This window comes from bacterium (assembly GCA_037131655.1).
In the GTDB taxonomy this organism is placed as follows: domain Bacteria; phylum Armatimonadota; class Fimbriimonadia; order Fimbriimonadales; family JBAXQP01; genus JBAXQP01.
The window spans coordinates 1-11164 of the sequence record JBAXQP010000062.1; the positions used below are offsets into that span (position 1 = coordinate 1).

Below are 11164 nucleotides of genomic sequence, written 5' to 3' on the forward strand. Positions count from 1 at the left end.
ACACAAAAAAGAATTTTAGTATAATTAATCCTGATAAAAGCGAACAGAAAATAGTAATCCAATCTTTAGATGAGATATATACTTATAGCGACCAAATAAAAGCTGTAGCTACAACGTATGATAAATCTACACAATAGATACAAGACTATCGCCCCCTGATAAAAGTGTTAGAGGGTGTAATTTTATTGATTAAAAGTTAATAGCCTTACAGCGACCGCATGAATCGATCCCAAAATATGGTTAGGTATATTTCTGTGATTGCCACCACTTTAGTTCGGGCAATATCACTCTGCGGTAGGAGTTTTGGTATTGGCGGCGAATAGTGGTTTTATGTTGAAAGAAGAGATGGAGACAGTGATTCTGGCGGATATTGTGGTGGACTTGCGGGGGAAGGGATTTGACCATCCTTATACCTATCTTGTCCCCAATAGCCTTCAAAAGAACGCGGTGGTCGGCGCTTTAACCCTCGCACCTTTTGGCCCGCAGCAAGTGTTGGGTTATATTGTTTCACTGCGAGATGTTTGTCCTGATGATGTGACGATACCCAAAGGATCGCTCAAGAGCCTGATTGATATTCTCCATGCCCCACCTCTTGATGGCGAGCTTTTTGAACTTGCGAAATGGTTAAGTGACGAATATGTCGCAGGTCTTGGTTCATCGCTGCATACAATTGTCCCCCCTGCAGCACGTTCACGACTTAGAGCCATCCTTGAACTGATTAGCGAGCCTATCGGCAAGCTGAGCGATATTCAGGTTCGAATTATAAACGCACTTAACCAATCAAAAGGAATTGCGACTGTTCAGTCCTTAAAACGAGGAATTGATCCCTCTGCATTTAGCCGAGCCGCCAAACAGCTTCGGGATAAAGGGATTATAAGACAAACCTTTGAATTAGTGCCGCCATCGAATCCATCGCGTGGTCCGGGGATGGTTAGACTTGCAGCTTCAGAAGATAGAGTAGATGATTTCCTTAAGGAAGAAGGCCGCCGCCGTCCCGCTCAAGTTGCCTTGTTGATGAAGCTTCTTGATAATCCTGAAGGCGCGATGCCTCAAAGTGAGCTTCTATCGGATTCTTGCGGTAATGCCGAGGCGCTCAAACGGCTTGAAGAAGATGGGCTTGTCACCCGTGAAGCCGACCAAGCGCTGCCCGATGAGAGCGCTGCTGCCCCTCGATTATCGAGAGGTCAATCAACTGCCGTCAAAGCTCTTGCTGAGGCTTTAGCAAAGAATGAGTACAACACGTTTCTTCTTTATGGAGTTACTGCCAGCGGTAAAACAGAGGTTTATCTTCGAGCCGCTGCAGAGTGTTTGCGATTGGCAAAGGAGTGCTCTATCTCGTACCTGAAATTGCGCTGACGTCCCAAGTGATCGGCCAAATAATTGCGCGATTTGGCAAAGCTGTAGCTGTGCTTCACAGCCATTTGGCAGATACGGAAAGGTTCGATCAGTGGCAGCGAATTCGATTAGGAGAGGCTCCGATAATTATTGGCGCCCGTTCTGCGATATTTGCCCCCATTCCTAATTTAGGGCTTATCGTTGTTGACGAGGAGCATGAGCCTTCATATAAGCAGGAAGTCCAACCACGCTACCACACGCGCCAGGTTGCCCTTCAGCGCGCTCGTGGGGCTAAGGCAGTCGTTGTATTGGGTTCTGCCACTCCTTCGCTTGAGAGCTATTGTCAGGCGCAAGAAAATGAGTTTGCGATGTTGCAGCTTCCCGAGCGTGTTGAGCAACGGCCAATGCCGAAAGTGGAAGTTGTGGACTTGAGAGATGAATTTAAGCAAGGCCGTCCTTCAGCATTAAGCGCACCTCTTTGCGAAGCGATAAAGGAAGCATTAGCGAATAAGCAGCAAACGATTTTGTTTCTCAATCGTCGCGCCTATGCTTCGTTTCTTTTATGCCGGCTATGCGGTCAAGTGCCCGAATGCCCCTATTGTAGTGTGAGCCTAGCTTATCATCAAACCGGTAATGATTTGCGATGCCACCACTGCGAATATGTGTGCAGGGTGCCTAAAATTTGCCCGAAATGTAATGGGAATGAAATGAAGCCATTTGGAGTTGGCACTCAACGAGTGGAAGAGGAAACACGCCTGTTGTTCCCCGATGCTAAAATTGTACGCTTAGACAAAGATGTATTAAGCAAGAAAACAGCCTACTTGGATGTGCTTCATGCTTTCCGAACGGGTGAGGCGGATATTCTAGTCGGCACACAGATGGTTGCGAAGGGGCTTGATTTCCCACGTGTTGCGGTTGTGGGGGTAATTAATGCCGATACGGCCATGCATTTGCCAGATTTCAGGGCAGGGGAGCGAACTTTCCAATTATTGACTCAAGTTGCTGGAAGAGCAGGGCGCGGCAATGTTCCAGGTAAGGTCATCGCTCAGACTTTCAATCCTGAACATCCTGCCATTCAATTCGGCCAAAATCATGACTTTGTGGGCTTTTATGAACAGGAGATAACGCATCGAAGGCAGTTGAACTATCCGCCTTTTTCACAGTTGGTGAATTTCATTATCTCCCACAAAGAAGATGCAAGGGCGGAGGAAGTGGCGGCGGATTTGGCTAATGAATTGAGATCTGAAGTTACAAAGATAGGGACAAACGCTGAAGCCCTGGGGCCTGCTGCTTGTCCGATATCAAAGATAAAGACACTCTATCGCCGTCACGTTCTTTTGAAAGCGCCCTTAAATGCCGATGCCGCTCAGATCGCCCGTAATGTGATTGCTAGAATTGACACAAAAGGCTGTCAACTTACAATCGACGTCCAACCACAGAGCTTGATGTGAATCTTAAAAATTAATCCCGAAGGCGCTATTGGGATTATTGCCTTCCTGCTCAATTTCGAAATCTCTATTTATATTGTTCTGGGTACATACTAGGTTCAATGCACTGTTCGCTTGAGTAATATCCTGCCTTACTAGAGGTTCCTGGTTTCTAACACCGAGAGCCTTATTGATATCTTTTTTGGCAATCGCGTTGAGGATTTGAAGCGAAAGAGCTGAGTAATCAACAAGAACACGTTCGTAGTTGTTAGCCAGAGTTTGGCAAGCCGCAGGAGGCTTGACCGATTGATACTCATTGAGTAATTGAGTCCATGCGGCTTGAATTTCAGTGACTTTCTGTGATGCCATTTCCGCGCTTTTTTGACCAGGTTCGGCTGTATCTGGGTCTTTTATCATGTCCATGAGATCAGAAGCTTGTGCGGTGGCAGCCATCACGGTAAGATCCCCTTGCATCTTTTGACCCATTTGCTTGCGCTTTAATTCTATGCGCTTGAGATGAGCCAGCCAGTCGACAATATCCTGTGGGGGTTGAACGCTTGGGGTTGGTTGACCGGTTGTATTCGTTATGTTTGGACCAACGCTAGGATTTCCTTGAACAGCAACGACACTTGGTCCACTATTTGGGGCGCCGGTGGTATTTAACACATTAGGGACTTGTGGAGTATTTGCTTTAGTGCGTAACAAACCAAGACCAAATATTCCAAACGCCAGGAGAGCGAGGACAAGAACGGCAATACCTAGTGAAATAGCTACCCACTTCGAGCTTTTCGATGGCTCTTGATTTCGCATCATCGGCCGTTGCGGCACAGCGTGAAGTGTCTTTTCGGCTGCCTGCTTAGGAGTTTCAATAGGTTGTGGGGTAATTGCAGCGCCGCAGTGCATACAAAAGCTAGCCGTACCCTCATTCGATTTACCGCATTTAGGACAATTCATAATAGCTCCTTATATTAGTTCACAATTTATTAGACATACGCCGGTCATCAGAAAGTTCCTGCCCATAATAACTGGGTTGCAATTAGTTCTTCGCTTGCCATTCAGGGATGATTGATTGATTGACGCCTAAATTTTGCAGCACACGCGCGATAACGGTATCAGCAAGGGCTTCGATGGTTTTAGGCTTGTTGTAGAAAGATGGGCTTGCGGGGATAATCGTTGCGCCCGCTTCTGCTAATTGGGTTAGGTTACGTAAGTGAATTAAGCTCAATGGCGTTTCACGGACTACCAGAATTAGTTTTCGGCCTTCTTTTAGACAAACATCGGCTGATCGGATCATTAAATCATCTGAAACCCCATTTGCGATACGCCCGGCAGTGCCGGCAGTGCAGGGGATAATCACCATCCCATCATGGTTAAACGATCCGCTGGCCGGGGGACTGAAATAATCGCTGGGAGATAAAAATTTAAGTTGAGGTAAATCATCACCGAGTAATGTTTTACTGGAGAGGTTGTGGCGATTGACGCTACATTCTGTTTCATAACTTATGACTTGAAGCGCTTCTTCTGAAGTGATAACATAGACTTCATTGTAGTGTTCTGAAGCGTACTTTAGAAAGCGTAGCCCGTAGATAGACCCGCTTGCCCCTGTCATTCCAACGACTAATCTGCCAGTACTCATATTCGCATGATACCCTGCAAGGGCTAATTGGTATCGCCGTAGGAGCCTCTTCCACTAAGGATCTCCTCAGCTTCCATTCGACTAATTAAAATCTCACGAGGCCGCGGGCCGTCAAGAGGTCCGACAATTCCCCTACGTTCCATAATATCGAGCAGTCGGGCGGCTCTTCCATAACCAATTCGGAAACGCCTTTGAAGCATCGATGTCGATGCCTGACCGTTGCTTACAACGAGGCGGATTGCCTGGGGGTATATCTCATCTTCCTCTTCGTCAACGACATCTTCGCGTTCATTATTCGTTTCTGTTGCAGTGAGCGTATAAACAGGCGTTTCCTGTTCTTTCCAGAATTCGACTAAAGCGTTAATCTCGGTATCGGAAACATAGCACCCTTGAATTCTAAGCGGTTTTGCGGCATCAATTGGCATAAAGAGCATATCGCCTCGACCAATTAGTCGATCGGCTCCAGACATATCCAAAATCGTTCGACTGTCAACTTGGGAGGCGACCGCAAAAGCAATTCGGGATGAGATATTAGCCTTAATCGTTCCAGTGATGACATCAACCGAGGGACGTTGAGTGGCAATAATAAGATGAATACCTGTTGCTCTGGCTAGTTGAGCAATGCGGCAAATGGTGGTCTCGACTTCGGCAGCAGATTGCATCATCAGGTCAGCGAGTTCATCAATAACCACCACGATGTAAGGCAGTTTTTCGTTGTCGGACACTTTCTCGTTAAAACTATCGATATTGCGAGCGCCTGCGCGTGCCAACGTATCGTATCGTTTATCCATCTCCTTGACAACTGAGCGTAGGATGCCTGGAACGACTTTGGCCGATTTGACTACAGGACACATCAAGTGAGGAATTCCTTCAAATAGCGATAATTCCACACGTTTAGGGTCGATGAGCACCATTCGGAGGTCTTTGGGTGTGTTTCGGTAGATAAGGCTAGAAATAATTGTGCTCAGTCCAACACTTTTACCCGAATTTGTTGCTCCCCCAATCAGGAGGTGCGGCATCTTAGTTAGGTCGGCATATCGAGTGGTATTGCTGACGTCCTTGCCTAATACTATTGTCAGTCTGCTTGGCGCATTCCAGAAGCTGGGCGAATCGATGCACTCCCGAAGCGTTACTATTGCAGGATTATCGTTCGGAACTTCAACCCCGATGGCGCTCTTGCCGGGGATGGGGGCTTCAACACGAACATCGATCGCAGCTAATGCCATTGCCAGGTTATCTGCCAAGCTTACAATTTTCGAGACCTTAATCCCAGGCGCAAGTTGAATTTCATAGCGTGTAACAGTCGGGCCATGAGCAATCTCACTCACGTTTGCGCCGATACCGAATTCATCTAAAGTTCGCTCTAGAACTTCGATTTTAGAATTGATTTCGGCCTGAATACGTTTTGGTGAAGGTAGTGGTTCTTTTAATAATGTAATCGGCGGCAAATTGTAATCGCCATTCGGGAGGGTGCCTTGTGGATGAGCCGCTTGATTAGCATCAGCTTGATCATCTTCTGTCTTTTGTTTTGAGAATGCGCGGTGAATAATATCAGCCTTGCGATCTTTTGGTGGTTCGTCATCATCGTTATCAATGGGGAATCCGACGATTGCTCTATCGCGTGAATTGGTTTTGACTTTGTCTGCTATCGCTGCACCAGCTTTGCCAACAGCCACCGCTCCTTTACGACTTGCATTTGACCCGATTGTCCATGCATGCCAGGCATAACGGATGAGGTCAACAAGTGGGACGTCGACAATCAGGATAAGGCCAATAATAAACATTGCTGCAATGACTATCGGCGTGCCGGAACCGAGGGCTTGGTTTAACATGAACCCAATCGCTGAACCTAAATAACCACCACCAGCTTTTAGAGTGTTAGGTTCAAACCAATTATTTGTGCCAGGAAAAGGGTGAGCCGACCAGCTAATGACTGAAAGAAAGACCAATAAAGCTCCGGCAATGACTGAAGGCATCGAAAATCGTTTGGCCCCTAAAAGCATAATACTGGCCATAGTCCAACAAACGAGAGGAATAAGATAAGCGCCTACGCCAAAAAGAAGGCGAAGAACATCTTGCAGCGCTCGACCGAGAAAACCAGTTTCTCTAAGCAAAAGGCTGATAAGTGAGAGCGCGCCAAGAGCGATAAGAACGATTGCGAAGGTATCGTAAAACCGTTGCCCCCGCTCAGCGCTTCGCTTGCTGCGATCCTTGCGAACCAAAGGCACTTGTCGTGTGCCCACGTAGTTTGTGCCTCCTTGCCATTATTCAACTAATGCAAGCATACCAGAAATCAGGCTAGGTGTCAAATTGAATAAGATTTTCCCGTCTATCCCCTTGATCCGCCTTTTTGTAGGCCGTAGAAGACGATTACGAAGGCGCCGATTGAGGCTAAGATGACTATTCCTAATGCAGGCCAGATCAATGGAATGCGGCGCTTTGGTTCAGGAGCGGGCGGTGCAGGAGGCGGGATTGGCTTTAGCTCAGGGATCACGATCTGAGCAGGGTCGTGCGTTTTGAATGAAATATAGAACTGAGAGCTTCCAGTATTGACCCTGGAGATGAGTGAAATTGCGGGGTCATCCCATTCAGTGGGGCCTGCATAAAATGAATTGCCGGTATTGAATATCACTTGAATCATGTTATTGGACGCAAAAGCGCGGGCAAGCCCCTGCAGTCTAATGATGCCTTGGGTAGGTTCTATCAAGTTGGCAGAATAGAAACTAACCACCGTTTGTTGCTTCTTTCCCGGAACATTTAGCGTTTGTGTTGATATTTCTACTTTTGAAAATTCCGATTTCAACTCATTTGATAATCGTGTTAAGTCCTGTTGAACCTGATCTTTAGATACAACACCGTTCATATAGGTAATAACAACGTATTGAGCGTCCGGTCCCATGGACTGAGTTATGATCATCACATCAGGCTTAAGAATAGTCGGTTTTGGGGCAGCAGTGGTTTGGCTGAAAACCTGCATGGTCAAAGCGATTACGAATAAGAAAACGAGTCGAAATTTCATGATTATCTATCCTTACTATAGTATGCCGGCGAATGTTGATAACATAGGCAAGCGGGTCATTCGGATGGTACGCTCTATTATACCAAGGGTGAGGTGTGGCTTATAGGTTGGACGTCTACCTACTCTTAACGTTGCATAAAATACAGAGGTGTAAGTGATGGCGGAGATGGAGAGTTTTACAAACGTTTTTTATACTGAAGACCCCGTCCCGACGCTTTTTTTCCGAAGCGGGATGACGGTCTATGTCGAGTCGCTGATGAACGGGCAATATGTCGGTCGCGCTTGGAATGGACAGGGACAGCAGCACTTCAAAGGGCAGCTATTAGAGCCTGATGGCGATGCTCCTCGGACGGCATTCTGGGTTGAACTCGATGGGCAATTGCTGCACTCGCATTGGGAATACGTGGACTGCGAGCAGACGCAGGAGGGGGACAAACTACATCATGTTTTAATCCTCAAGCACGGCGTTCGGCCCGTTACCATTCGCGTGCATACCGTATTGGACGGCACGCCAATCATCACCCGGTGGCTGGAAATCACTAATACCGGTGACCAGCCTGCTGCGCTGTCGGCGGCTTACCCTTGGAGCGGCTGCCTCTATACCGGAGCGGGAGTGGGATACAATTATCTGAGGGAGGGCGAGCTTTACTCCGTTGGCTATATGCAGGGCCATACCGGTTGCCGCGAAGGCCAATTCGACTGGAGACCTCTTCCGAATACCACTTACCGCATCAATGGTCGATATCGCCGTAATCGTGCGCGTCATCCGATGTTCGTGGTTCGCAATGAGATCACAGGTGAGCATTTTATTGGGCAGTTAGCCTGGTCAGGTGGCTTCGCTTTTGAATTCGACCTTACCAATGGTCCAGAAGATGCAAAGGTATACCCGCGTCTTTTCTTCCGCGCAGGACCGGAAGCTTCGCCTCCAATGCGCATCATTGCTCCTGGAGAGGCAGTTGCTACTCCCGAGATGCACCTTGGAATGGTGCAAGGCGATCTGGATGAGGCAGTTCAGTCTATGCATGATCATGTTCGCCAAAGCGTGATGATGCCTCAATCGCGAGGCCGAGGGTGTTGGGTGGAAGCGCTCAATAATGGAGATTGCATTGAGCTAACAGTCGATGTGGTCCATACTGCCATCAACACTGCCGCCGAAATGGGAGCTGAGGTCTTCTTTATCGACGCCGGTTGGTATGGTGATGCGGATACCCATTGGGCGAGGACAATAGGGGACTGGAATGTCGGCAATCGGTTCCCTGGTGGACTCGCGCCTTTCCGTAAGCTTTGCCATGAGAAAGGGATGCTTTGGGGATTGTGGATGGAGCCAGAACGCTTTGGCGATCAATGCCGAATGGCAACGGAACATCCCGAATACGAATCGCTTTCATACTCAGGAAGACGCTTTAGCCCAATCGACCTGAGTAATCCGGATGTCGCCCGCTGGTTCGAAGACTCCATCAACCGTGTCATCCAAGAAAACGAGCTTGACTTTTTCCGTCTGGACTACAACTGCACTCTCGGAGAAGGCGGAACTCGAATGGACAGCGGGTATGTCGAGAACACGTATTGGCGATACTATGAGACGCTTTACGGCATCTTTGACCGCATTCGAGAGCGATACCCGGATCTGATACTTGAAAACTGCGCGAGTGGTGGAAGCCGAACGGACTTTGGGATGATTAAGCGCTTCAGCCACACCTGGGTCACCGACATGCAAAACCCACCCTACTCGTTTACTATTGGGAACGGCATCACTATGGCTTTGCCTCCGGAGCTTGTTGACCGACACTTACTTGGACAGGGGCAGGCGACTCATCTTGCCGGGTCAATTGATTTTCAGTGTCGGCTATCGTTGTTTGGTCGCCCTTCAATCGGAGCCTTGTTGTGGCTCCCGGGTGCAGAGCCAAACCCCGTGGTGATGGGGCGGGTCAAGCGCATGATCAAGATGTACAAAGAGTTCGTGCGCCCCTTCATGCCCACAAGCCGAATGTACCATCATACGCCGACACTTACGCACATGTCCGATCCTTATGGGATTGGGGTGATGGAACTCGTCTCAAGGGATAAAACCAAAGCTATAGCCGGTCTCTTCCGCCTAGCAGGACCTGAGAATGAATACATCATGCGCTTCAAAGGCCTCGATCCTGCCAAACGCTACGAGGTCACCAGCGATAACAGTGGCACCACTTTCGTAATGGAGGGCAAAGACTTGGTTTACTCCGGCCTCCCCATCCGATTGGATTCCGCCTTGGATTCGGAATTATTGCTCTGTAAGGCAATAGGCTAAAGGCGATATAACAGAAGATTATGCCTGAGCGGCTTGCTGTTCTATATACCCAAAACTTTTCGCACAGTCTCCACGTCTTTATCTCCTCGGCCGGAGAGGCATATGGCAACTCGCGAATTGGGGGGTAATTTGCCAGACAGTTTATTTAAATGGGCAAAGGCGTGTGCGGATTCCAGGGCTGGGATTAGACCTTCTAATTTGGCTAGCCATTGAAAAGCCTCTAACGCTTCCTGGTCAGTAGCGGATACATAGGTTACTCTTCCGACATCCCGCAAAAAGCTGTGCTCAGGTCCGACACCGGGATAGTCTAGGCCTGCGGAAATCGAATGGGTCAACTTGATTTGACCATTATCATCCTGGAGCAAGTAGCTTTTAGAACCATGCAGAATGCCTGGTTTGCCTTGAGTTAGCGTGGCGCAATGTTCATCTGTATCTAACCCACGGCCGGCCGCTTCAACTCCTATTAGCTTCACGTCTGTATCAGGCAAAAAGGCATAAAAGAAGCCAATTGCGTTACTGCCTCCGCCGACACAAGCGATGGCAATATCGGGTAATCCACCTGTGCGTTCAAGCATCTGCTCGCGAGCTTCTTTGCCGATAACGGATTGAAAATCACGGACCATTGCAGGGTAGGGATGTGGACCGACGCAGGAACCAATGATGTAGTGGGTCGTTCTGACATTGGTCACCCAGTCGCGGATAGCTTCACTGGTGGCATCTTTAAGTGTCTTTGTGCCGGAACTGACAGGAACAACAGTGGCACCTAATAAACGCATTCTGAACACGTTAAGCGCCTGACGTTCCATATCCTCTTCACCCATATAAACTTCGCATTGGAGTCCAAATAGAGCGCAGACTGTCGCAGTGGCAACTCCATGTTGACCGGCGCCGGTTTCGGCAATAATGCGTTTTTTGCCCATACGTCGAGCTAAAAGAACTTGTCCGAGTGCATTATTAATTTTATGGGCACCGGTGTGGCAGAGGTCTTCCCGCTTAATATAAACATCAAAACCGACTTCATTGCTAATTCGCTCAGCAAAGGTTAACGGGGTAGGTCTTCCTGCATAATGTTGCAGATAGGCGCTTAATTCATTCTGAAAAACCGTATCGCATTTGACTTCATCATATGCTGTAGTAAGCTCATCAAGTGCCGGCATCAGCGTTTCAGGCACGTAACGACCGCCAAATTGCCCGAATCTCCAACTTAGATCATCGAATTTTAACATTAAGACCTCCGTTAATCCTAAGACTGTACCTGATTAAAGGTTAATTTGAAGCGCTTTGAAAAAATATAGCAATGCTAACAAAAAGTATGGGTTTAGGGTGATCCTATTAAAAATTCAGATATATTTACATTGAACAAAAAAAAATTACCTGAAAAGGTTGCCAGATAGCAAAACATGTTGTATGATGTTAGATAGGCTAATAAGGCACTCCGGAGAGGTGTCATGAATGGAGGG

At 47.9% G+C, this 11164-nt stretch carries 8 protein-coding genes; 3 read left to right on the forward strand and 5 right to left on the reverse strand.

What is annotated here, in order from left to right:
- The first annotated feature begins 309 nt into the window (after nt 1–309).
- Both WCO51_04485 and priA read left to right on the forward strand, forming a co-directional pair.
- On the forward strand, nt 310–1356 hold the full coding sequence (locus WCO51_04485; GenBank protein ID MEI6512517.1) for a hypothetical protein: 1047 nt from the start codon (nt 310–312) through the stop codon (nt 1354–1356).
- Nucleotides 1305–2786, forward strand: coding sequence for a primosomal protein N' (gene priA, locus WCO51_04490; protein MEI6512518.1), 1482 nt, complete (start codon nt 1305–1307; stop codon nt 2784–2786). Before WCO51_04485 ends, priA begins: the two co-directional genes overlap by 52 nt.
- A 3-nt stretch (nt 2787–2789) precedes the next feature.
- Here the strand turns inward: priA and WCO51_04495 are convergent, their stop codons facing one another.
- The 4 genes from WCO51_04495 to WCO51_04510 form a co-directional block, all read right to left on the reverse strand.
- A complete protein-coding gene (locus WCO51_04495) occupies nt 2790–3716 on the reverse strand; it encodes a zinc-ribbon domain-containing protein (protein ID MEI6512519.1) in 927 nt (308 codons plus the stop codon).
- 82 nt (nt 3717–3798) lie between these two features.
- A complete protein-coding gene (locus WCO51_04500) occupies nt 3799–4398 on the reverse strand; it encodes a UbiX family flavin prenyltransferase (GenBank protein ID MEI6512520.1) in 600 nt (199 codons plus the stop codon).
- 23 nt (nt 4399–4421) lie between these two features.
- On the reverse strand, nt 4422–6641 hold the full coding sequence (locus tag WCO51_04505) for a DNA translocase FtsK 4TM domain-containing protein (GenBank protein ID MEI6512521.1): 2220 nt from the start codon (nt 6639–6641) through the stop codon (nt 4422–4424).
- An 86-nt stretch (nt 6642–6727) separates the two neighbouring features.
- Nucleotides 6728–7417 carry a hypothetical protein gene (locus tag WCO51_04510; GenBank protein ID MEI6512522.1) on the reverse strand — a complete coding sequence of 230 codons (690 nt, stop codon included), beginning with the start codon at nt 7415–7417 and terminating at the stop codon, nt 6728–6730.
- A 157-nt stretch (nt 7418–7574) separates the two neighbouring features.
- Here WCO51_04510 and WCO51_04515 point away from each other — a divergent pair, with 157 nt between their 5' ends.
- Nucleotides 7575–9704, forward strand: coding sequence for an alpha-galactosidase (locus WCO51_04515; protein MEI6512523.1), 2130 nt, complete (start codon nt 7575–7577; stop codon nt 9702–9704).
- A 41-nt stretch (nt 9705–9745) separates the two neighbouring features.
- Here the strand turns inward: WCO51_04515 and trpB are convergent, their stop codons facing one another.
- Nucleotides 9746–10930, reverse strand: coding sequence for a tryptophan synthase subunit beta (gene trpB, locus WCO51_04520; GenBank protein ID MEI6512524.1), 1185 nt, complete (start codon nt 10928–10930; stop codon nt 9746–9748).
- Between the last annotated feature and the right edge of the window lie 234 nt (nt 10931–11164).

Bases quoted from the DNA above. Each gene is read 5' to 3' on its own strand.
- WCO51_04510 (MEI6512522.1), bottom strand. From the start codon at position 7,417: ATGAAATTTCGACTCGTTTTCTTATTCGTAATCGCTTTGACCATGCAG.
- WCO51_04495 (MEI6512519.1), bottom strand. From the start codon at position 3,716: ATGAATTGTCCTAAATGCGGTAAATCGAATGAGGGTACGGCTAGCTTT.
- trpB (MEI6512524.1), bottom strand. From the start codon at position 10,930: ATGTTAAAATTCGATGATCTAAGTTGGAGATTCGGGCAATTTGGCGGT.
- WCO51_04515 (MEI6512523.1), top strand. From the start codon at position 7,575: ATGGCGGAGATGGAGAGTTTTACAAACGTTTTTTATACTGAAGACCCC.
- WCO51_04500 (MEI6512520.1), bottom strand. From the start codon at position 4,398: ATGAGTACTGGCAGATTAGTCGTTGGAATGACAGGGGCAAGCGGGTCT.